Consider the following 22,123-nt stretch of genomic DNA (forward strand, 5'->3'; position numbering starts at 1 on the left):
GGGTCAGTATCAGTAGCTGTTTCAATATATTAGCTTGTCCTGCTAGTAGGTATCCATAGCGACTTTATATGTTGGATCTTCAATGATATTGACATCGACAACCTTCTCGGCATTTTTCAGTAGTCTCAGACAATCAGGGCTCAGATATTTCAGATGAAGTACCTTACCGGCCTTTTGGTACCGCTCCGTTATCCGGTTCAGGGCTTCAATACCTGACATGTCAGCCACACGGCTTTCTCTGAAATCAATAATTACCTCATCCGGATCCCCTTGAACATCAAACTTTTCATTAAAAGCAGTAACCGACCCAAAGAAGAGCGGTCCCATGATCTGGTAGTGCTTTACACCTTTTTCATCCACAAACTTACGGGCTCGTATACGTTTGGCATTCTCCCAGGCAAATACCAGAGCCGATATAATCACTCCGGCCAGGACAGCCAGAGCCAGGTTGTGCAGCAATACGGTAATTGCCGCAACGGAAATACCTACAAGAACATCGGCGATCGGCATCTTCCCGATCATATTAAAACTTGCCCACTCAAACGTGCCGATGGATACCATGATCATGACCCCCGTCAGCGCCGCCATGGGTAGCTGCTCTATCAGACCGGCCCCAAACATGATGAACACCAGTAGCATCACCGCAGCTACTATACCGGATAAACGGGCTCTTGAACCTGACGAAACATTGATCAGACTCTGACCAATCATAGCGCACCCACCCATTCCAGAAAACAATCCCGTTACCAGATTGGCCGTTCCCTGGGCTACGCATTCTTTATTACCACGTCCCCGGGTCTCGGTGATTTCATCCAGCAAATTCAACGTGAGCAGGCTTTCGATCAGACCTACCCCGGCCACTATGAGGGCATAAGGGAAAATGATCTCTAGCGTTTCAAGCGAGAAAGGAACAGCTGGAATATGAAAGGGCGGAAAGCCTCCTTGTATGGAAGCTATATCTCCTACGGTACGCGTGTCAATACCAAGCCCGATCACCATGGAGGAAACCACCAGAATAGCAACCAGCGATGACGGTACAACTTTGGTCAACCTGGGTAGTCCCCAGATGATCAGCATAGTCAGTAGTACCAGCCCAAGCATAATATACATAGGCATACCCGTCATCCATTGCAGAGCACCGGTACTGTCAGGAGCTTTGAACTGGTCCAGTTGTGAGAGGAAGATGATAATGGCCAGCCCGTTTACAAAGCCAAACATGACCGGGTGTGGTACCAGCCGGATAAATTTACCTAATCGTAATACACCGGCCAGTATCTGAATAATACCGGCCAGTACTACCGCGGCAAATATGTATTCAACCCCATGGGATTGGGCCAGAGATACGATGACAACCGCTACGGCTCCGGTAGCTCCGGATATCATACCCGGACGCCCACCAAAGACGGAGGTAATCAGACCTATGGTAAAAGCTGCGTATAGCCCTGTCAGTGGAGAAAGCCCGGCAATCAGTGCAAATGCGATCGCTTCGGGAATCATAGCCAGTGCGACGGTAAGTCCAGCCAGTATTTCTGTCTTATAATCTACCTTTTGAGATAGGTCAAATAATCTGAGGTACTGGTACATAATGTGAAGATAAATAAATGTAAATGCGCAAATACAGCCTGGCCTGATACGCCCGACAGTACAGCAGAGTTATGATAAGATAATAGTGATAGGTTCCTTAGTGATTTAAGGAAAATAGGATCCGGTAAGAATCGGAGAGATCAGAAGGTGCTCAAGGGGGAGTAAGTAATGTATAACCAGATGTTATTTTCATACCTGCAAAATAGTACTTTTTTAAGCAAAGTACAATAAATCAGCAGCAGCAGAAGCAAAAGGGGTAAATGTCGCTGGATAATTTCAATAAATACACACTAAAATACAAAACAATTAAGACGCATTTTCTATTGTATTATTTCGTGATTACTTACCAGTCATTTTCGATTAATCAGAATCAGATACCGTATCAAACCTGTTGATATATTTTCAACATGTATACCAACAAAAAGTGGATCTGACTAGTCATAGGGTTAATACAACTTACAGTATTCATGATTTAGAAACCTATTAAACAGCAACGTGTAAATACTAAAGTATTAGATTGCTCTCGCTGTATCCGAAAGTTAACTTAAAAGCCAAGTAAGAATTACCTAGAACTTACCATTAATTTTATGCAAAAACGATCTGCAAAAGAGTATCTATTGCTTTTTTCAAAAGGAGCGGGCATGGGCGCCGCCGATGTAGTGCCAGGTGTATCAGGAGGTACTATTGCCTTCATCACGGGCATTTATGAGGAACTACTTGGGTCAATCAGATCCGTAAACGGCGAGGCCATCAAATTACTGCTTAGTTTTAAGTTGGCCGACTTCTGGCGTCACATCAACGGTACCTTTCTGGTCGTACTACTATCCGGAATTGGCTTTTCGGTACTTACCCTTTCCCGGGTTATCCTATTCTTACTGGACAACTATCCCGAGCTACTCTGGTCATTCTTTTTTGGTCTCATTGTTGCCTCAGCAGTAGTAGTCGGCAAAAAAATTTCCAGCTGGTCGGTCGGTGTGATCCTGTTGGGATTGGCTGGAGCTGCTATTGCTTACTTTTTTACGGTAGCTACCCCTACCCAAACTCCCGAAGCCTACTGGTTTATCTTTCTATCCGGTGCCATCGCCATTTGTGCCATGATTCTTCCCGGTATTTCGGGTAGCTTTCTGCTGGTACTACTGGCCAAATATGAATTTATTCTGAATTCAGTAAAAGAGCTTAAAATAGATATTGTAGCCGTATTCGCCGCAGGCTGTCTGGTAGGAATCCTGTCGTTCTCGCATGTACTGAACTGGGCCCTCAAGAACTATCATAACGCTACCGTTGCGCTGCTTACTGGCTTTATGGTAGGGTCGCTGAATAAAGTATGGCCCTGGAAAGAGACCCTTGAAACGTACACGGACCGCCACGGTGTAGTAAAGCCACTGGTACAGCAGAATGTAATGCCGGGTATCTATGAGACGATTACGGGACAGGATTCATACCTGGCCTTAGCCGTAGTACTGGCGGTAGTTGGTTTTATGCTTGTGTATTTGATTGACCGATTCACTGATAACGATACCAAGATTATAAAGTCAGAGAACTCTAACACAGCCGTAGTGGTAGAAAAGCTATAATACAATTATTAAAAAAAATAGCTCGCTTCAGCCTAAGTTGAAGCGAGCTATTTTTTTGTATAGAAGCTAATTTACAATCCGAGCTGAGCTACCTGAATTGAGTTTTTGTTATTAGCATTACGAACTTCGTAGGCTACTACCAGCTTTCCGTTATTTACCAATCCAGTAGCATTTGTACCATTCAAGGACTTAGCTACAAACTGGGTCTTGATGGGCTCACCTGTTTTGATGATACGATATGCTATTACTGACGCAGGCGTTGGCTCTGCATCCTGATTCTGCTCCCACAACAGGACTGATGAATTAGGCGTAGGTACCAAGTAAGCATTTTTGGCAGTCGGATCATCCAGAACGAATAAGCGATTGCCTTTCTCGTCAGCTACCCGTATACCCGGTGCGTCGGTAGCACCCGAAAACCAGGCCACCAGTTTGCTGCCACCACCTGCGCTGGAAGTAGGACCCGAGTGAGGACAGCCGTTGATCTGCCAGTTATCTGCCGATAGTATGGTTGATTTAGAAAATGTCTTACCGTGGTCAGTTGAGGTCATGTGAGCGATGTCACGGATGTTGCCTTTGTTTTCGCGGTAGTACACGTGCAGTGCTCGTTTCTGATCTACCAGGAGGCTAATGTTGCAGCAATCACAGCTAAATGGATCCAGAATTTTTTCTTCTCCGAATGTACCTCCGGTAGTACTTACAAAACGCAGGTCGCGCTCATGAGGCTTACCGGGTATATCTTTGAGATAAGCTACACCTATTTCGCCATTGCCCAGTACAGTGGCGTCAAAGAAACCACGTATGATTTGGGGTGTCTTATCCTGATGCACCGGAGCAGGTACCGTCCAGGTACTTCCATCCTTAGAAGTACTATACACGATTTGCAGATCCGTTGGGCGACCACCACGGCCTTCGGCTTTGGGCTGGTGATCGGCATGCTGCTGGTGTCCGCCCGAGTGCGAAGCATGAGCGTCATGCGAAGAAGCTGATGCCTGAGCAGTCGGAACCATAGGTCCCGGCAATGCAAAAACGGCAACGGCTGAGCCATCAGGTCTGAACATTAGTTTCGGGCGCATCAGGCGCGAGTTACCCAGCCCCTGTGAAGCAAAGATTAACTTCTTGTCTCCGAAGGTCTTTCCCTGATCCTTAGATTCGGCCCAGTAGAAGTACACCGTACCGGCCTGGTCTTTCTCGGTCCACGACAGAGCCACGTTGTTTTTGGGTGTCTTAACCAGAGTAGGTACCGCGTAGGCACGCATGGTGTCACTAAACATGGATTCGGCAGTACCGGCCAGTGTTATCTGGCTGACAGCTACCAGCAGCGACAGATAGCAAAACAGTGTTTTCATTGTAGATTGTTGGGGTTTTAGTAGTGAACGTCAGATTTGTACTTTTCATCGCTAAGGAGTGGAGAAAAATTAAAAATTAAGCTTCTCCACTCCTCCACATTTATCTTTTTCAAAGATTAGAACTTATATGTCAGGCTTCCTGAGAAGTTGCGCGGCTGGATTCGGTCAATAAATGAGGTTCGGTAAGCATCGTATCCAACTTTATCCAGGATGTTGTTGGCAAACAGACGTACTCCCCACTGGCGATTGACCTGATAGCCAATCTGTGCGTTCACTAGGGTATACGCTTTGTTGTACCAGGGCTCCTTGCTGGTATCGAGTCCGTGTGTAGTATAGCCTACTTGTGTCCAGTCGTTGTAGGGGCGCTCGCCGAGGTAGTATACGCCAGCTCCCAGGTTGAGTCCCTTTGCTATACCTTTCACTACTGTGTAATTCAACCAACCGTTAAAGGTATGGCGGGGGGTGTTGTTAGGAGCCGAGCCTTCCACATTTACGTTAGTATGGCGGTATTGAGCATCAATGTGTGAGTATCCGATAATCGCTTCCAGATTTTCCAGAATACGACCGGTTAGCTCAACTTCTACTCCCTGGCGACGGTCATCTCCACTGGCCCGGTACACGTTGCGGCCGTTAACAGTAATGGCATTGTTGTTGATGTCGTATAGTTGCTCTATGATGTTCTTCTGCTCGATCCGGTACAGCGTCAGGTTGAAGCGCAGACGGTTGTCCAGCCAGTCCGATTTAACCCCCGTTTCCCACTGGGTTATGTAGCTGTTGCCAAAGGTATTGCCGGCTTCGTCAATCTGGCTAACGTTTTCGGGGCGGGTACTGTTGGTGTAGGAGGCAAATAGATTCAGGCCTTTCTTAGCCGTGATCATGATTCCAGCCAGCGGATTCCAGAACTGCGTCCGGGTAAAGGCCGGATTGAGGGGTGAGCTACTCTGATTGGTGCTGAAACGTAGCCCTCCGAATACCTTCATCCATTCAGCTACCGATATAACATCCTGCATCGTCATACCCATGTTGGTCGTCTTACTGATCGTCTCGCCCGTCTTGGTGAAATTAGCGGTACCAAAGGGAAGCGTGTTGGAGATAGTGGACGGATCAAACACATCAATCACTCCCGGAATACTGATGGTATTATAGGCGTACTCGGTCAGGTCCGTCACTTTATAATCAGCACCTACCATAAAGGTATGGCTAATGGCACCCGTCTGGATTTTTTCACCTACCAGATCAAACTGGATTACCATGTTTTTGTCGAGGCGAGGCTGGTTATGGCTAATAGAGCGGGTATACAGGTTTACCTTTACATCGTTGGTGTCAGGGCGGCTGGTCAGTGCAGTCAGTGAGGTACGAATAGCATCAGCATCATATACTGAGCGGTAAATAGCTCCTCTCACGTAGAGCTTATTATCCAGATCCAGATAGCGGCGGAAGCTGGCAGTGTAGGTGCTGTGACGTATGGTTGAGATATCTGATTTAAAACCTAACATCCGATCATTTGACAGATCATATATATCATTGGTCAGGTTGGTCAGGTACCGTACATTGCTCCGGCTGGCCGGGCGGGTAGTATCAAAAGCCGGATTAGGTAGTACCGACAGGTTTATGGTACCGGCATCAATGGTCTCGTTGACATTGTAGTAGTCCATCTCCAGAGTGATCATCGTTTTCTCATCCGGTCTGATGCTCAGGGATGGATTTATGTAAAACGATTCTTTTTCCATCCCCTTACGGAACTTACCGCCATTCTGGTAGGCGCCGTTGAGGCGGAAGGCAATGGTCTTGGCCGGATTAAGTACCCCCTGTACATCAAAGGTGGGACGGAACAGGTTCCAGCTACCAACTCGCAACGAGGCAGTACCGGTATTAATAAACTTAGGCGTCTTAGTCACTACATTCACCAGTCCACCCGGCGCTCCCAGATCAGTAGCCGAGCCCGATGATTGCCCCAATCCCTGCGTAACGGACGATGTACCTTTGATTACCTGAATATTTTCTACCCCCTGCATATCCGTAGGGTACCCCATCCCCCTGAAGTCGGTCATCACGCGTACACCATTTTTCAGGGTAGGTATACCACGGAATCCTCTGGCGGAGATACTTTCCTTCACCCCTCCGTAGGTCGAGTAGGTATATACCCCCGGTACGTTACGTACTCCTTCGATGACTGAGAGTGCCCCCTGCTGCTCGATCAGCTTGTTAGAAATAACGGAGATACTCTGGATCTGGTCACTGGGCTTTAGGGGTAGTCGGGTAATGGCATCCAGCTTATCAGGCTGTTTATCACGGGCACCAAATACTTCGACACCTTCCAGTTCATTGGCCGCACTGGTAATCCTGAAATTAAGATTCACGACCTCATCTCCGCTCACCACAACCTTTCTGTTCAATGTTTCATACCCGATGCTCGATACGATTACCTTGTAATACCCGTCAGGTACTCGTGATATTTTAAAGTATCCTGATTCGTTGGAAGTAGTACCATAGCGAGTACCTTCCAGCATAATAGATGCCATTGGAATGGGACTTCCAGCTTCGTCCACTACTTTTCCCTGAATGACTGATTGACTAGTTTGTGCCCAACCTATATGCGTCATGAGCACAAAAAGACTGATAAGGTAAATCTTATGAATCATTTTTTTATTTAGACTAATTATAAACTTGTGCAAAGATGTAGCTACATTTGCAGGCGGTGTTATCGTAATCAGGACAAAAAGTAACGTAAAAAGAAGTTTCTATGAGAGTGGCAGTTCAAGTTAGCGGGACCGAATGCTGGTTATGCCAGCAAACCCTTCCTGAACCGCATGATGATTTAGTTGGTCTATCAGAAACATGCAATACGGTAAATCTGACGGATGGTAGCTTGATTATAGATAAACAAACTCAGGCGGGCCCCTTCTTAATATGTAAGGTGGATTTCCAGCTTAAATGTCCGATTCAGCTGGAAAAGCAGGTGGAGGGGGAGGGCATACAACTCCACTTCTTACTTAATGGAGGGGGAATGACCGAGGCCAAAGGCCACCCAGATGAGCGGCATTTCTCCCCCAATCAACATACGATCTGCTTTCAGCCCAACTCCCTGCGCGTATTTGATTGCCACACCACAGACAAGTCCCTGGACTACTTTACTGTATTTATACCTAAGGATATATACTTCCAGCTACTGGCTCCCGATAGTGCGCTACACCAGTCTTTTGCCCGGGGAATACAGGCGGGGGAGAGTACCTACTTTACTTCTCAGAATATGCCAATCACACCGGCTATGCGGAGAGTGATTCAGGAGATACGGGAGTGTGACCGGAGCGGGGACCTCAAAAAGCTTTACTTTGAATCCAAGGTAATTGAATTGCTGATGCTGCAGATTGAGCAAATCAATGCGGCTGATTTCAACCGGAGCTTATCCAGAGGTAGCGACTGGCAGAAGATTCAGGAGGCTAAACGTATCCTGGAGGAAACCTACCAGGCTCCACCTACCATAATGGAATTAGCCCGTTTGGTAGGTCTTAATGAATTTAGGCTAAAAAAGGACTTTAAGGAGCAGGTAGGGAACACCATCTATGGGTATGTACAACAACAGCGCATGGAACTAGCCCGACAGTGGCTCCTTGAGAAGGAAAAATCCATCGGGGAGATTGCGCATCTGGTTGGGTACCGCAACCACGCTCATTTTACAGCGGCCTTCAAGAAGTACTACAAGTACCTGCCCAGCGAGTTACACTAGTCCCATTATTCAGCATGTGAGTTGGCCTGTCCATTAACTTACAGCCAGGTAATTAACGTATACGCTTTAAGGCAGATCTGTACTCATTCTACAAAAAGATTTGTGGCTCCCGGTAAACTTGCTTCCATTTACAAAATCCAGTTTCAATTCAAACCGTCTCTCTCTACAGGTGCTTATAAGGGAGTAACTAAGCAGCAGGATGCTCAATTATTGCCATAACTTACCAATAAATAAAGCATCTATTGTACATTTGTTGATGTACCTTATGTATATTGTGAACATAAGAATAGATTCACGAACCGGATCTTCCCGTTGCAGGGAATGTGTTACCGGTAGTTGATCAGGCACATCCCCCGCTGACTGTGAATCCCTGCAAGGACAATTGCATCAATTGCAAAACGATGTAAATCCTGTGTTCCAGCCTGGCCTATACCAGACTTACATTTGGAAGTCAACAGGTATGGAACTGACTATTGCTGCTTTTGCTAATCCTGATGCTTTGTAGTAGTCAGGAAAAGAGAATATCTAATAACTCTGTTAACGAATTATATTATCTGATATCATTTTACTGGAAATACTAGTTTAAAGAAGGTAAGTTCCCCGACACGCATGATCCTTATTGTTGACGACAAACAGGAAAATTTATTTTCGCTAAAAACACTTCTGCAGATTAACCTCTACGAAGTGGATACCGCAACTTCCGGCGAAGAGGCATTGCTGAAGATACTTAAAAAGGAATATGCGCTTATAATCCTGGATGTACAAATGCCCGGAATGGATGGCTATGAAGTGGCCGAAACCATCACCGGGTACAGCAAGACCAGAGATATTCCCATTATATTCTTATCTGCTGTCAATATTGACAAGCGGTTCATCACCAAAGGCTACGACTCCGGTGGCGTAGACTATATTACCAAGCCATTCGATCCGGACTTGTTGCTCCTTAAGGTAAAAACCTTCTACCGGCTGTTTGAACAGACCCGTGAGCTACAGACCGTACAGAAAGCCCTGAAAGAGGAAATCGAAAACCGGAAAAAAGCGCAGGAGGCTGTTGAGCAGATGAATCTGCTGCTTGAAGAAAAGGTGAAAGATCGCACCGAAGAGTTACTCCAGCTAAATAAAGATCTCGAGACCAGAAATGTAGAACTGGCACAGTTTGCATCACTCGCTTCGCACGACCTACAGGAACCCCTCCGGAAAATCATCACGTTTGGGCACATCATAGACGAGAAGTACCTGTGCCACATGGACGAAGCAGCTGAGCTTATGAAAAAGATCAATGCTTCCTCCGAGCGGATGCGCAACCTGATCAATGACCTGCTCAACTACTCCAAGTTATCAGCCCATTCGTATTTTTCTGATGTCGATTTGAATTCTGTTATCAGGGAAACAGTTCAAGCACTTGAGCTAACCATCGAAGAAAAAAAGGCAAGGATCTATTATGAAGAGTTACCTGCTCTGGAGGCTATTCCCGGTCAGATGCGTCAGTTGTTTCAGAACCTGATCAGTAATGCCTTAAAGTTCTCCAAAAATGGTGTACCTCCGGTGGTTCGGATTTGGGGAGAGTACATCATTGAGAAGTCTCTCATCGCCCCGGTCACTACCGAAACCGCCGAGTACCTGCGTATATCCATCGAAGACAACGGTATTGGATTTGATGAAATGTACCTTAACAAGATTTTCAGCATTTTTCAGCGCCTTCACTCCCAGTACGAATACGAGGGAACGGGTATTGGACTGGCCATAGTCAAGAAGATTATTGAAAAACACAACGGACTGATCAGTGCCAAAAGCCAGGATGGCATAGGTACTACCTTCATGATCGTTCTCCCCGTTCGACAAACTGAATCATTTGTACCAGCTGAATAAACATATACTTTAATTCTACATGAATCCATTCAAACGTAACCTGCTGGTTGGGTACAGCATTTCGCTTTTACTGCTGGCCGTCAGCTCCGTTGCCTCCTATATCAGTATCCGCAACCTGCTGTATAGCTCCGAACTGGTCAATCAAACTAATGCCATAATCAAAGAGCTTGACTCAATATTGCTAGCCACCAAAGACGGTGAATCAGGACAGAGAGGCTACCTGCTTACCCACGACAAGCGGTATCTTGATCCGTACAATGAAGCGCGGGAAAGAGCCCTGCAGTCGTATAGGAGAGTCGAAGCACTTATTGCTGATAATGAAGAGCAACTTAAAAACGCTACTTCACTAAGGTACCTGGTCGATAAGCGGTTCAATGTACTTCAGGACGTAATATTCAAATATGAAAGTACCGGCCAGATGCCCGTGGAAGGTCTGGAGGAAGGACGAAATGCCATGGTGCAGTTGCGTTCGGTGATCGATCAGATGGCCACCCGGGAGCGAAATCTGTTATTAGATCGAACTGAACAGTTGAACAAATTCTCTTCCTCTACCCCCATTTTCATTGTCATTGCTTCCCTGTTAGCCTTTTTAGTTACGCTGGTTTCTTTTTATAGAGTCAATGCCGACTATGAAAAAAGGGCGCAGCTACAAAAAGAACTGGAGGATAAGGACGAAGAGATATCCAAAAGGCTTACTATCATAGAGGGAGTTGCCGAACAGATCTCATCAGGAAATTACAAAGTAAAAGTAAATGACGAAGGGGAAGATACCCTGGGAGGTATTGCCACGGCCCTGAACTCTATGGCGGCATCACTTGACTACTCGTTCAGTTCGCTTTCTGATAAAGAATGGCTACAAACCGGTATTGCAGCCCTGAACGAGCGCGTCATAGCGGAGCAGGACATGCGTAGCCTGGCAAAAAACTCTCTGGACTTCATTACCGAGTACTCCAGCAGCCAGGTCGGTGCCTTCTATATCATCAATAGCGAAGGTAATCTGGAACGAATCAGTGGCTATGCCCATACGCTGGAAAACAGAAAGCCCCTGCGGTTTGGGGAAGGGCTGGCCGGGCAGTGTGCACAGTCAGCAAAAATCATGGAAGTAAGTGACCTGTCACCCGAAGACTATACCCTGAGTCTGGTAGCTGGTGAAGTAAAGCCCAAATCGGTTATTGCCGTCCCTGTACTTTATAATAACAAAGTCAAAGGAGTATTTGAACTGGCTTCCCTGCAGGGATACTCTACCACAAAAAAAGCTTTTTTGGACGCAGTTTCATTTAATCTGGGCATTGCCATTAACGCTGCTAAAAACCGCGAACGGGTACAGGAACTACTGCAAGAAACGCAGGCACAAGCTGAAGAACTACAGGCCCAGCACAGTGAGCTGGAGAATATTAACGCGGAACTGGAAGCCCAGGCCGAAAAGCTGCAGGCTTCAGAAGAGGAGTTGAAAGTACAGCAGGAAGAACTACTGCAGGCTAACCAGGAACTCGAAGAAAGGAGCCGGCTACTGGAAGAAAAGAATGAGTTGATCCTGGAGCGTAACTTTGAGATACAGGCCAAGGCAGAAGAACTGGCCCAAAGTACCAGGTACAAATCAGAGTTCCTGGCCAATATGTCGCACGAGCTGCGTACCCCTCTCAACTCAATCCTGCTGTTGTCGCGTCTGCTGAGTGAAAATCATGATAGTAACCTGACTACTGATCAGATTGAGTATGCCAATGTAATCCAGACCTCGGGCAAAGGGCTGCTCACCCTGATCGATGAGATTCTGGATCTGTCCAAGATCGAAGCCGGCAAGATGGATCTGGAATTTGTAGATGTAAGGCTACATGACCTGGTTGATGAGCTGGATTCCCTGTTTTCGCCCATAGCCCGGGACAAGAGTATCGAATTTAATACGACGCTGGATGATCAGGTACCGGCCACCATGGAAATAGACCGCCTGCGGCTGGTTCAGATTCTCCGTAACCTGGTCTCCAACGCGCTTAAATTCACCAAGAAAGGATCAGTACATCTGTCTGTTACGAATGTAGATAACACTATATTATTCAAAGTAAAAGATACCGGGATAGGAATACCTAAGGACAAACTTAAAGTCATATTTGAAGCCTTTAAGCAGGCAGATGGCTCTACCCGCAGGCAGTACGGAGGAACCGGCCTTGGACTATCGATTAGCCGTGAACTGGCCCGGCTATTGGGAGGAGAAATCCAGGTAACCAGCGAAGTAGACCAGGGCAGTGAGTTTACCTTGTCACTTCCTCTACACAAAAGTAAGGCAGGTACCAGACCCGAAGCAGCTACACTCATTCCTGAACCGCTACCAACTGCCCTTGTGGAAGAGAAGGTAAATCTGAAACCGGATAGAGCCGAAAATAAGTATATCAGCAGTGTCATTCCATCGCCCATTCCCGACGACCGGGACACCATATCCAGAGGGGATAGGGTCATCCTGATCATTGAGGATGATACAGCTTTTGCCCGCTCCCTGCTGGACTATACACGAAGTAAAGGGTACAAAGGGGTAGTATCTGTACGTGGTGACGAAGGTGTTGAACTGGCCAGACAGTACCTGCCCATCGGTATCCTGCTGGATGTACAGTTGCCCGTCAAGAGCGGATGGGAAGTAATGGATGAACTAAAATCTGACTTATCTACCCGTCCCATCCCGGTTCATATGATGTCGTCCCTGCAGGTGAAGAGCCAAAGCCTATCCAAAGGAGCGATGGACTTTATAGATAAGCCGGTCACCTTTGAAAAGCTCAGTGTGATGTTTTCGAAGATTGAGGAAGCACTCAGCCGACACCCCAAAAAGGTCATGATCGTGGAAGAAAACGCAAAACATGCGCAGGCTCTTTCGTATTTTCTACAGACATTCAACGTAGCTTCTGAGATCAAAGATACGGTCAGGGAAGGCATCACGGCACTTAATCAGGAGGAAGTCGATTGTGTGATTCTGGATATGGGTCAGGCTCCTCAGCAATCCTACGATATACTGGATGAAGTGAAACAATCACCGGGACTGGAAAACCTACCGATCATCATCTTTACAGGTCGCATCCTATCCCATATTGAAGAGAAAAAGATGAAGCAGTATGCTGATTCTATTGTAATCAAGACCGCTCATTCCTACCAGCGTATTCTGGATGAGGTATCACTATTCCTGCACCTGGTAGAGGAAAACAGTAAAGAAACAAAATCTACCCGATACAAACGGATGGGTGAGTTTGGAGAAGTACTCAAAGGAAAAACCATCCTGGTAGTTGACGATGATGTACGTAACATTTTCTCCCTGTCCAAGTCTTTGGAAAACTACGAGATGAATGTGATATCGGCCACCGATGGCAAGGATGCGCTGAAACAACTAGAAGATCATAAAAACATAGACTTGGTACTGATGGATATGATGATGCCCGAAATGGACGGCTACGAGTCGACCCGCCGGATACGGGGTATTCACAAGTACAAAAACCTTCCGGTTATTGCCATCACTGCCAAGGCTATGGCCGGCGACCGTGAAAAATGTATCGCGGCCGGAGCCTCCGACTATATCACCAAACCGGTAGATGTAGACCAGTTGATATCTTTGCTGCGTGTATGGCTGTACCAATAACTGACGAACGCATGACCCGAACCGGAAAACCCATATTGATCATAGATGATGATAACCGTAATATATTTGCTCTATCAGCAGTACTGAAGGCCAAGGGATATACTACGATTTCGGCAGGTAGTATGAAGGAAGCCTTTGATATTTTGAGCTGGCATGAAAATATAGGAGTAATCCTGATAGATATGATGATGCCAGACATGGATGGGTACGAAGCCATACCTCTGTTAAAAACTGACCAACGATACAAGGATATTCCAGTTATAGCGGTCACGGCTCAGGCCATGACCGGCGACCGGGAGAAATGCCTGGCCGCTGGGGCTGATGGGTATCAGTCCAAGCCGGTAGATGTGGACCAGTTGATGGAGGTTTTAGCAACCTATCTTTAACACGTACGCGTTTAAATGATTAAAGAGGAGGAACTAGATCTACTGCTTAATGAGCTTTTTCAGAGATATGGGTATGATTTTACCAACTACGCAAAAGCTTCATTAAAAAGAAGGGTCAACCGGCTACTGACCATAGACCGTTTTACAAGCTTTGCCGAGCTATTTTACAGGATAAAAAATGATCCGGACTATCTGACGCATCTGGTTGAGGAACTTACGGTGAACGTGACAGAAATGTTCCGGGATCCAGCTCTATTCAAAACCATACGCGAACAGGTACTGCCCGTACTGGCTACACATCCCTTCATTCGTATTTGGCATGCCGGATGCTCAACGGGAGAAGAGGTATATTCCATGGCCATACTGCTGGAAGAGGCTAACCTGTTGCACAAGTCTTTACTTTATGCCACGGATATCAATCCCTCAGTCATTGAGAATATTAAGAAGGGGCTGTTTCCCCTGAGTCAGATGAAGCAGTATTCGGAGAATTACATCCTGTCCGGCGGAAAGAAAGACTTTTCGTCGTACTACATGACCCGATACGAATGGGCCAAATTTGACGAACGGTTCCAATCCAGAATGATCGTAGCCACCCATAACCTAGTCTCTGACCGCTCATTCAACGAGTTTCAGCTGATATTCTGCCGCAATGTACTGATCTATTTTGATAAAGAGTTACAGGATAAAGTACTTACCCTGTTCGACAACAGCCTGGAACGACTGGGTTTTATAGTACTTGGCTCCAAGGAAAACCTACGCTTTTCAGAAATAGCGGGCAGTTACGCTCAGATGGAGAATAAAGAAAAAATATGGCGAAAAATGCGATAACGAAGTACCAGTACGTAGTGATAGGTGGGTCAGCCGGGAGCCTTGAAATAATCCTTAAACTGATCGAAAAGCTACCCGAACAGCCGAAGGCCACTTTTATACTAGTAGTACACCGGAAAAATGATAAGGATTCTATCCTGGAAAATCTTATTGCAAACCGAACACGCCTTAAGGTCAAAGAAGTAGAGGACAAGGACCCTATACAGATCAATGCCATTTACATTGCGCCACCTGATTACCATTTGCTTATTGAAAGCGAAGAACTTTTCTCCCTTGACAGCTCTGAAAAAGTACATTATAGCCGACCCAGTATAGATGTAACTTTCGAATCGGTAGCTTACATGTTCGGGAACAGTGTGATTGGGATATTACTATCAGGGGCCAATGCAGATGGCGCGGCCGGACTTGCTCAAATCAAAAAATCAGGGGGCTATACTATAGTTCAAAATCCTTCCACAGCCGAAGTTGGCTTTATGCCTCAGCAAGCCATCAACCTTATTGAAGTAAACAATATTGTCAATGCCGATGAACTTGCGGGTTTGTTAGAACAACTGCTTACCCCCCAACTCTCTTAGAAAATATTCAAAAAATTAGCTGATCAAACGTACATTCAGCGCATTAAGGCCTTTAGGACCTCTTTCTACTTCAAAGTTAACTTTGTCGTTTTCTTTGATAGTGTCCTGTAATTCATTCTTATGTACGAAGATACTTTCCTGTGAAGCGTGATCTTTGATAAAGCCATAACCCTTGGTTACGTTGAAGAACGTAACAGTACCCTTTCGTACTAGTTCTGCCGGATCGATATCCTCCTGCCGGCTTACACCTATCTGAATTTCCTCCTGTTTTACTTCTTTCTTTCTTCTTGGATCGGGGGGAGTTGAAGTTAAATTACCGTAGTCATCTACGTAGACAAACATGTCTTCAACATTTTGTCCCTTGCTCGCGGTTGCTTTGCGCTCTTCTTTCTTCTGTTCCTTATTCTGCCTTTTTTTCAGCTTCTTCTGCTCTTTTTCTTTTTTACCGAAGGTCTCCTGCGATCTACCCATATTTTACGTATCTCTTGGTTTTTGGTTGTTGTATAATTACTAATTTGTTGTTGCTTTACTAGTAGCCCTGATTGACAGCTACATCATGTAAACAAATAAAAAAGCCTTACAGGAGGTAAGGCTTTCCGTTGCTAACTTCTTATATCTTTAAGACTAAGCAAGCTGAACATTGACTGCGTTTAGTCCTTTCTTTCCTTCTTTAAGATCGAAAGTAACATCGTCATTTTCTCTGACCTCATCTACAAGTCCAGAAACGTGTACGAAGTACTCCTGACCTGATTTTTCGTCCTTGATAAACCCGAATCCCTTCTGGTCATTAAAGAACTTTACTGTTCCGTTATTCATGTTGTTGTTTGTTATATTCTGTAATACTACATCTAAGATACGACTTAGGTTCGTAACTTTATTACAAAATCAGATAAAAAAATTACAATGTGCCCTCAGGTGCTTTAAAGGCACAATTTAATATATAAATATTTTTCTGCGTATAAGCTTTAAGTACCAAATTTGGACCTTTATTTACCTGTACTATATCCCCTGCTCCATGATATCATAGCATAACATATGGCAGATGGTCATGTGTGCATCTTCTACCCGGCCATAATGTTCCGAGTCCACTACTACTACCTCCTGAGCTATTTCAGCAAGTTTACCCTTTTTGCCCCCCACCAGGGCTACGGTTGTCAATCCGTTGTTATTGGCCCAGTCGATGGCCTTTACCAGATTGGGTGAGTTGCCACTCACGCTCATGGTCAATACCAGGTCCTGAGGCTGCGCGTAATTCTGTAGTTGAGCCATGTACACATCTTCGTAGGAATAATCATTTCCGAGTGCAGTGATCCAGGCGGTGTTATCATTGAGCGACATACAGCGGAAGCGTTTCTTTAATGTATCCGATGCTCCCTTGCCCAGGTCAGTGATGAAATGAGACGCGTTAGCCGCACTCCCTCCGTTTCCGAATACAAATACCTGCCGGTTTTGAGCCCAGGCTTCCTTCAGCAGTTCAGCGATGCGGCCTACCTGTTCTAAGGGAATGGATTCGAGCGTAGCCTTTTGCTGATCCAGATAAGTAGCGTAGTAGTTGGTTTTCATGTAATAGATTATGAATTAGTAAGTAAAAGAGCCCCCGTAGGTACAACATCTTCCCCTAACTGAGAAAGTGCAATAACGGGGACCGGATGCAAAGTCGAAACAACATAGGCAGGCAAAGCCAGCCGCACCGCATTAAGTAAGGGATCACCGATCAGAGATACTCCTCCTCCGAGGATGATGATTTCAGGATGAAACAGGTGAACCACATGTGAAAGTCCGAAAGCCAGGTTATCAGCGTACTGCATGAGTATATCACGGGCAGCCGGATCATTATTTTTGAGAGCTTCACTGAGGTACCTGGCTTCATGGGAGGTAGCCTCACCGATGGCTTTTTTGAGATAAGATGTTTCCGGCAGCGAGGGGAGCTTTTCTCTGATTGTATTATTTAGCGCCCACCCTGAACATACCGATTCCAGGCTATCCCCCTGCTTGTTCATACGTACATGCCCTACTTCAGCCTCACCCGGAAAGGCACTATGAAATAATCGGCCTTCATTAACCATGCCTCCTCCTACCCCACTGCCGAGTGTAATATAAAATACATGTCTGTATTCCTTTCCTGCTCCGCAAAGAGCTTCACCGAGTGCCGCCGTATTGGCATCGTTCTCTACAATTACCCTGGCTCCTGTATTCTCCTCTAACCAATTCTTTAGACTAAATCCAGCCCATCCTACTATCTGGTGGGAAGTTGCGATTAGTCCGGTCTCACGGTTTACCGGTCCACCGAAACCCACTCCTATCGCTTCAGGCTGATTAGGTAAAGTACCTAGTATCTGCTCAATGCTTAACAGTATCCCTTTTGCCCCCTGACTTCTATCCACTATAAATCGGTACCGCTCTTCTATTGTCCCATCCGCCTTGCCTATCACTACTTGTATTTTTGTTCCGCCGATTTCGATGCCAATGTTCATTCGGTGCAAATGGAATAGGTTGAGGTAACAGAGGTGTATTATGAAATTAAAAAGCAAAGATGACTACATTTTACCTGTGCCTGGATCAATATCTTTAAGCAATGGCACAAGTTTTTAGTGATATAATCAAAAGCCTGAATGAGCATCCATACCAGTAGTTGTTACAAAACCTTAGGAAATTCAGGCAGTTAAAGAAACAGTACTTAACACCGAAATTTATGAAAACTAAAAATTGGATATCTGGACTAGCGTCCATTTTTTTCCTGGCTTCCCTTTCCGTAGCATGTAGCTCCGAAACCGAAAGGAAAGCCGATAAAGTAACGGATGCCTACGAAGATGTAGTAGATGCCCGTCAGGAAGGCGACACCACCGAACTAAGAGAAGAACAAGCCGAGCTGGATACAGCCCGTCAGGAATATCGTGAAATGGCTAATGATCCTAACAAAGAAAACAAGACGGAGTAACGCCACTATACTTGCACAGTATAATACTAAATCGGGTCAGGAACACATCTGTTTCTGACCCGATTTAGTATCATCTTTGAATACTTCTATCTCACTACCATACCCGCTACCGGCTTTTCTGCTTTTTGCTTCTCTGGTTTGCTTTTCTTCCTCCGTCCCCACCAGATCATAAAGCCTGTCACAGGCAGACTGGAGGCAATGAGGCTGGCAAAGAAGGCTATAATCTTTCCGACGATCCCTCCGATAGCTCCAACGTGGATATCATAGTTCATCCGCATGATTTTATCAGCTACCGTAGCCTCTGCGAACCGACCGTATTGGTGAGTGACAGGGATTTCTTTCAATGTGTACTGGTCAAAGTACTGGTAGTCGGTCTTCCAGTAAGTATCGGGATCGGGATTAACGGCTATTTCGATTGACGAAGCCGCGCCCGATGGAACGTGTACTTCCAGCTTGGCCGGTGAAGTACTCAGGCCCGGATGCATCCTCATCCAGATCCTATCCATAGCCGGTACGTTTGAAGCAGCCGACACAAGTGTAGTATCAGAAGCAGGCTCGTAAAAGTCTATTTTCTGCTTTCCACCGGAAGCTACCCAATAGACGGAATTAGAGAACCACTGAAAGCCCATCACCAGACCCGTCAACGCTATGAAGATAGCTACCCAGGTCATGTAGAAGCCCAGTACATTGTGCGCATCATAATTGACCCGTCGCCACTTCGCATTCCACTTAATGTTGAACCGTTGCTTTTGGGCTGCCTTGTTCTTAGGCCACCACAGTACCAGCCCGGTTATCATCAGGATCACAAAGATAAGCGTAGCTGTGGCCAAGACCGGTTGGCCTACTTTAGGAGGTAACCACAGGTAGTAATGCCCCATGATGATAAACCGGAAAAAGTCCCGACTCATATCTTTGACCTGAAGTACCTTGCCGGTGTACGGATCCACATATACGATGTAATAGTACTCTGGCTCCATAGCAAAATAGACTACCTCGGAAGACCGTCCCTGGCGGTAGCTTACACTATGGGCATGCTTACCGGGTAGCTCCTTATCAGCGATCTGCCGGAGTACTGAGGGGGCAAGTTTGGGAGCATCTGCCTGCTCTACATACCGATAGCTCTGGGTGAGGTCTTCGATTTCGCGCTGAAAGGCCAGCATACATCCTGTAATTCCCAGAAACAGCACCAGTAGCCCGGATGCAAATCCGAGCCATAGGTGCATAGTGCCAATTGCTTTTTTGAAATTCATGCTTAGAATCTATATCCAACACTGATACGTACATTACGCGGGGCTTCGGCCTGCCAGTAGAAGCCATCCGAAGTGCCATCGTAGTTAAAGTCGTAGGGGGCTCCTGAGTAGAGGTAGGTGTTGAGGAGGTTATTGACATTCACCGCCAGGGTTACCTTTTTGAACTGATAGGACACGGCTCCATCCAGGCGGAAATAGTTGGGGAGTGCACTGTTAGTACCATCCGCTATAAACCATGGGTGCCGGTTCACCTGATACTGATAGCCAAGCGATACTCCCAGACCCTGCAGGGTACCCTTGCCATGACGGTAGTTGAGCCAGGCGTTGGTCACGTGCTCAGCAAAGCCCGGCACTTTAGTACCTACTTTGGCCGGATCTGTATCCTTGGTAATTTCAGAGTTAGTATAGGCATAGTTCACTACTGCATTAAGACCAGTTACAATTTCACCGGTTATATCCAGTTCCACCCCTTGTGTACGCGTCTGGCCCAGTTGCAGCGATAGTGTTTGGGTCGGATCACTAGGATCACCTACCAGCTGGTTGTTCTTAGTAATCTGATATAGTGAAAGGGTTGAGTTCCAGCGACCGCCAAACCAGTCTTTTTTCACACCCAGTTCTGTATTATTTCCGGAGATGGGTTTTACCTTTTCGTCGTTAGCCAGTCGGCCGGTCTGGGGAATGAAAGCCTGGTCGTACAGGGCGTACACCGATGTATACTTGTTAAGGGAAGCACTCAGACCAACGCGTGGGGTAAACTTCTGGTTGTTGATCAGGGTCGTATACTGGTTGGTTTCGGCTATGGTATAGCGGCCGGCAAGGGTAAGGCGAAGCTGATTACTGAAGAAGCCAAGTTCGTCCTGTACGTACAGAGCTCCGTACTTCTGAGCCAGAATATTACCAGCGGCTCTTTCTTCTAGTGACTTAGAGCGATCTATGACCGGTACTGAGCTTTCGGAGAAACCATAAACAGGGTTATAGATATTGAAAGGTACTGTTTCGTCCAACACAAAGTATTGATTCCAGTCGGCCAGGTATTTTTTGCTGCCCAGATCCAGCCCTCCCAATATCCGGTGTGATACTTTACCGGTCCGGATGTTTCCATTTATAAATAGCTGTCCGAATTTGCTCTTATTAGAGGCGTCCCAGCTACTGAGCGTGCGTTGCATATCGCCGTTTGCGGCTACACTGGCGACCCATAGAGAGCTACCCACCTGGCTGTAATCGAAGTAGGCAGTCTGGGCAGTGAGTTTCCAGTTCGGGTTGAAGGAGTGCTCAAAGGTAAGGAACGAACTGTTGTCCCGCATGGTAGAGGGTTCCAGATTGGGATCGGCAATCGTAAAGTTTTGGGGACGATCAGCGTACGAACGGGCCGAAAATACATAGGCCGATCCGATCGCTGACATTTTGGAGTACTGATGAGTAAATTCGGCGGTTATAGAAGTCTTATCTGAGATGCGGTACTTCAACACCGGAGCAATGGAGTACCGGTTGTTGTACTCGTAGTCCCGCCAGGAATCTTTTTTCTGTCCCATTACATTGAGGCGGTACAGGAGCTTACCATCACCAGTAAGTTGTCCGTCCAGATCGGCCGTAGCCCGCAGTGTATTGAAGCTCCCAACGGTCAGGTTCAGTTCCTGCCGGGTTTGTCCGGTTGGTTTCTTGGTTACCACATTATAGAAGCCACTGGGGTCACCATTAGCCAGCATAAATCCGGCGGGTCCTTTTACAAATTCAATACGATCAACAAATGACATATCTTCTGACAGAGGTCCCCAGGTAGACTCGATATTCATGCCATTGCGGAAGGGAGCAATACGTGCTCCGCGCATATTCATGCGGGTATAGTTGCCCCAGTGCTCCTGGATGGTAACGCCACTTACGTTACGGGACACCCCTTCCAATAGATCAAATACCCGCTGGTCTTTCAGGAGGTCACTGGTAATCACCTGAATGTTCTGTGGGATTTCGAGGAGAGGCGCTCCGATGCGCAGAGCCTCCGAAGGGGTATTTACCTTATAATTCTTGTTACTGGCCGACACTACTAGTTCTTTTAGTTGAGATGCATTCTCCTGCAATTCAAAATCCAGGCTTACTTCTTCATCCTGAGCAACGGATACTTGTTTTTCCTGAGTAACCAGTCCTACTGATGTGACACGTACGGTGTAGGTTCCGGGTTTGATACGGCGTAACAGGTAAGTACCCTTATCATCGGTTGTTGTACCAATACCAGTACCCTTAACCAAAAGTGAAACGTGCTCAGCCGGATTGCCATCCTTGGTATGAATCTTGCCTTTGATGGTACCTCCCTGTTGAGCTACCACCTCTCCATAAAGGCAAAGCAGAAGGGAAAATAGGAATATAGTTGCTCTCATTTTATTTAGATTAAATATAAATAATAAGACAAACTAAAACAACAGAAGCGGGATATCCAAG

The 22,123-nt window shown here is 46.2% G+C and carries 17 protein-coding genes; 8 read left to right on the top strand and 9 right to left on the bottom strand.

Annotated elements, in window-relative coordinates:
* Nucleotides 1-42: 42 nt before the first annotated feature.
* Nucleotides 43-1,584 carry a SulP family inorganic anion transporter gene (locus JUB14_RS20510; RefSeq protein WP_207508694.1) on the bottom strand — a complete coding sequence of 514 codons (1,542 nt, stop codon included), beginning with the start codon at nucleotides 1,582-1,584 and terminating at the stop codon, nucleotides 43-45.
* Nucleotides 1,585-2,171: 587 nt separating this feature from the next.
* Here JUB14_RS20510 and JUB14_RS20515 point away from each other — a divergent pair.
* A complete protein-coding gene (locus tag JUB14_RS20515) occupies nucleotides 2,172-3,158 on the top strand; it encodes a polyprenyl-phosphate transporter (RefSeq protein ID WP_229368077.1) in 987 nt (328 codons plus the stop codon).
* Nucleotides 3,159-3,229: 71 nt separating this feature from the next.
* Here the strand turns inward: JUB14_RS20515 and JUB14_RS20520 are convergent, their stop codons facing one another.
* Complete coding sequence (locus JUB14_RS20520; protein WP_207508695.1) at nucleotides 3,230-4,504, bottom strand: sialidase family protein; 1,275 nt, start codon at nucleotides 4,502-4,504, stop codon at nucleotides 3,230-3,232.
* 116 nt (nucleotides 4,505-4,620) lie between these two features.
* Nucleotides 4,621-7,146, bottom strand: coding sequence for a TonB-dependent siderophore receptor (locus JUB14_RS20525; RefSeq protein ID WP_207508696.1), 2,526 nt, complete (start codon nucleotides 7,144-7,146; stop codon nucleotides 4,621-4,623).
* Between the two features lie 275 nt (nucleotides 7,147-7,421).
* On the opposite strand from JUB14_RS20525, the gene JUB14_RS28025 reads away from it, so the two are divergent.
* The 6 genes from JUB14_RS28025 to JUB14_RS20555 all read left to right on the top strand — a co-directional run bounded on the left by JUB14_RS28025 (nucleotide 7,422) and on the right by JUB14_RS20555 (nucleotide 15,502).
* Entirely contained in the window at nucleotides 7,422-8,231 is an 810-nt protein-coding gene (locus JUB14_RS28025; protein ID WP_207508697.1) for a helix-turn-helix transcriptional regulator, read from the top strand.
* Nucleotides 8,232-8,840: 609 nt separating this feature from the next.
* Nucleotides 8,841-10,100 carry a sensor histidine kinase gene (locus tag JUB14_RS20535; RefSeq protein WP_207508698.1) on the top strand — a complete coding sequence of 420 codons (1,260 nt, stop codon included), beginning with the start codon at nucleotides 8,841-8,843 and terminating at the stop codon, nucleotides 10,098-10,100.
* A 19-nt stretch (nucleotides 10,101-10,119) separates the two neighbouring features.
* Nucleotides 10,120-13,713 (top strand): response regulator, encoded by a 3,594-nt coding sequence (locus JUB14_RS20540; RefSeq protein WP_207508699.1) that lies wholly within the window; start codon nucleotides 10,120-10,122, stop codon nucleotides 13,711-13,713.
* Nucleotides 13,698-14,099, top strand: coding sequence for a response regulator (locus JUB14_RS20545; RefSeq protein ID WP_229368079.1), 402 nt, complete (start codon nucleotides 13,698-13,700; stop codon nucleotides 14,097-14,099). Before JUB14_RS20540 ends, JUB14_RS20545 begins: the two co-directional genes overlap by 16 nt.
* Nucleotides 14,100-14,114: 15 nt before the next feature.
* Complete coding sequence (locus JUB14_RS20550; protein WP_207508700.1) at nucleotides 14,115-14,927, top strand: CheR family methyltransferase; 813 nt, start codon at nucleotides 14,115-14,117, stop codon at nucleotides 14,925-14,927.
* Complete coding sequence (locus JUB14_RS20555; protein ID WP_207508701.1) at nucleotides 14,909-15,502, top strand: chemotaxis protein CheB; 594 nt, start codon at nucleotides 14,909-14,911, stop codon at nucleotides 15,500-15,502. The genes JUB14_RS20550 and JUB14_RS20555 overlap by 19 nt, the downstream gene beginning before the upstream one ends.
* 15 nt (nucleotides 15,503-15,517) lie before the next feature.
* Here the strand turns inward: JUB14_RS20555 and JUB14_RS20560 are convergent, their stop codons facing one another.
* From JUB14_RS20560 to JUB14_RS20575, 4 genes are all read right to left on the bottom strand, one after another.
* The gene (locus JUB14_RS20560; RefSeq protein WP_207508702.1) at nucleotides 15,518-15,973 is read right to left on the bottom strand and encodes a cold-shock protein; all 456 of its coding nucleotides are present in this window, start codon (nucleotides 15,971-15,973) and stop codon (nucleotides 15,518-15,520) included.
* Between the two features lie 153 nt (nucleotides 15,974-16,126).
* Nucleotides 16,127-16,318: a cold-shock protein gene (locus JUB14_RS20565; protein ID WP_207508703.1), complete on the bottom strand. Its 192-nt coding sequence runs from the start codon at nucleotides 16,316-16,318 to the stop codon at nucleotides 16,127-16,129.
* Between the two features lie 183 nt (nucleotides 16,319-16,501).
* On the bottom strand, nucleotides 16,502-17,065 hold the full coding sequence (locus tag JUB14_RS20570; RefSeq protein WP_207508704.1) for a D-sedoheptulose-7-phosphate isomerase: 564 nt from the start codon (nucleotides 17,063-17,065) through the stop codon (nucleotides 16,502-16,504).
* Between the two features lie 8 nt (nucleotides 17,066-17,073).
* Nucleotides 17,074-17,976, bottom strand: coding sequence for an ROK family protein (locus JUB14_RS20575; protein WP_207508705.1), 903 nt, complete (start codon nucleotides 17,974-17,976; stop codon nucleotides 17,074-17,076).
* 218 nt (nucleotides 17,977-18,194) lie between these two features.
* On the opposite strand from JUB14_RS20575, the gene JUB14_RS20580 reads away from it, so the two are divergent.
* Nucleotides 18,195-18,440: a hypothetical protein gene (locus JUB14_RS20580; protein WP_207508706.1), complete on the top strand. Its 246-nt coding sequence runs from the start codon at nucleotides 18,195-18,197 to the stop codon at nucleotides 18,438-18,440.
* Nucleotides 18,441-18,526: 86 nt separating this feature from the next.
* Here JUB14_RS20580 and JUB14_RS20585 read toward each other — a convergent pair whose 3' ends face one another.
* Nucleotides 18,527-19,690 (bottom strand): PepSY-associated TM helix domain-containing protein, encoded by a 1,164-nt coding sequence (locus JUB14_RS20585; protein WP_207508707.1) that lies wholly within the window; start codon nucleotides 19,688-19,690, stop codon nucleotides 18,527-18,529.
* A gap of 2 nt (nucleotides 19,691-19,692) precedes the next feature.
* Entirely contained in the window at nucleotides 19,693-22,062 is a 2,370-nt protein-coding gene (locus tag JUB14_RS20590; protein ID WP_207508708.1) for a TonB-dependent receptor, read from the bottom strand.
* Nucleotides 22,063-22,123: the final 61 nt, after the last annotated feature.

Origin of the sequence: Telluribacter humicola, assembly GCF_017355935.1 — a bacterium.
Classification (GTDB): domain Bacteria; phylum Bacteroidota; class Bacteroidia; order Cytophagales; family Spirosomataceae; genus Telluribacter; species Telluribacter humicola.

Coding starts and splice junctions, on each gene's coding strand:
- JUB14_RS20520 (WP_207508695.1), bottom strand. CDS start 4,504: ATGAAAACACTGTTTTGCTATCTGTCGCTGCTGGTAGCTGTCAGCCAG.
- JUB14_RS20550 (WP_207508700.1), top strand. CDS start 14,115: ATGATTAAAGAGGAGGAACTAGATCTACTGCTTAATGAGCTTTTTCAG.
- JUB14_RS20565 (WP_207508703.1), bottom strand. CDS start 16,318: ATGAATAACGGAACAGTAAAGTTCTTTAATGACCAGAAGGGATTCGGG.
- JUB14_RS20560 (WP_207508702.1), bottom strand. CDS start 15,973: ATGGGTAGATCGCAGGAGACCTTCGGTAAAAAAGAAAAAGAGCAGAAG.
- JUB14_RS20575 (WP_207508705.1), bottom strand. CDS start 17,976: ATGAACATTGGCATCGAAATCGGCGGAACAAAAATACAAGTAGTGATA.
- JUB14_RS20525 (WP_207508696.1), bottom strand. CDS start 7,146: ATGATTCATAAGATTTACCTTATCAGTCTTTTTGTGCTCATGACGCAT.
- JUB14_RS20540 (WP_207508699.1), top strand. CDS start 10,120: ATGAATCCATTCAAACGTAACCTGCTGGTTGGGTACAGCATTTCGCTT.
- JUB14_RS20580 (WP_207508706.1), top strand. CDS start 18,195: ATGAAAACTAAAAATTGGATATCTGGACTAGCGTCCATTTTTTTCCTG.
- JUB14_RS20545 (WP_229368079.1), top strand. CDS start 13,698: ATGGCTGTACCAATAACTGACGAACGCATGACCCGAACCGGAAAACCC.
- JUB14_RS20555 (WP_207508701.1), top strand. CDS start 14,909: ATGGCGAAAAATGCGATAACGAAGTACCAGTACGTAGTGATAGGTGGG.
- JUB14_RS20585 (WP_207508707.1), bottom strand. CDS start 19,690: ATGAATTTCAAAAAAGCAATTGGCACTATGCACCTATGGCTCGGATTT.
- JUB14_RS20515 (WP_229368077.1), top strand. CDS start 2,172: ATGCAAAAACGATCTGCAAAAGAGTATCTATTGCTTTTTTCAAAAGGA.
- JUB14_RS20510 (WP_207508694.1), bottom strand. CDS start 1,584: ATGTACCAGTACCTCAGATTATTTGACCTATCTCAAAAGGTAGATTAT.
- JUB14_RS20535 (WP_207508698.1), top strand. CDS start 8,841: ATGATCCTTATTGTTGACGACAAACAGGAAAATTTATTTTCGCTAAAA.
- JUB14_RS20570 (WP_207508704.1), bottom strand. CDS start 17,065: ATGAAAACCAACTACTACGCTACTTATCTGGATCAGCAAAAGGCTACG.
- JUB14_RS20590 (WP_207508708.1), bottom strand. CDS start 22,062: ATGAGAGCAACTATATTCCTATTTTCCCTTCTGCTTTGCCTTTATGGA.